Source organism: Parafrigoribacterium mesophilum, assembly GCF_039652555.1.
Taxonomy (GTDB): domain Bacteria; phylum Actinomycetota; class Actinomycetes; order Actinomycetales; family Microbacteriaceae; genus Parafrigoribacterium; species Parafrigoribacterium mesophilum.
The window spans coordinates 1-255 of sequence record NZ_JBDJAF010000088.1 but is presented as its reverse complement, the minus strand read 5'-3'; the positions used below and the strand labels follow the sequence as shown (position 1 = coordinate 255).

General features: G+C 58.8%; 1 protein-coding gene. It reads right to left on the bottom strand.

Annotated elements, in window-relative coordinates; genetic code table 11:
- Position 1: 1 nt before the first annotated feature.
- The coding region (locus tag ABFX56_RS16205; RefSeq protein WP_346234382.1) for an ABC transporter permease subunit at positions 2-255 on the bottom strand (254 nt) is incomplete at its 5' end.

The following is a 255-nucleotide window of genomic DNA, read 5'->3' as shown; positions in this document are numbered from 1 at the left end:
ATCATTGGGTCACCTTCTTCTGAAGTCGCTTCACCAGCACGGAGGCGCCGAAGCAGATCACGAAATAGCACAAGCCGGCAAACAGCAGCAGCTCGACGATACGGCCGTCGCGCTCACCGATGTTGTATGCCTGGGTAAAGAAGTCCGACAGCGCGCTCACATACACCAGCGACGTATCCTGGAACAGGACGATCGCCTGGGTGAGCAGCAGCGGAATCATGTTGCGGAAGGCCTGCGGCAGGATCACCAGGCGCA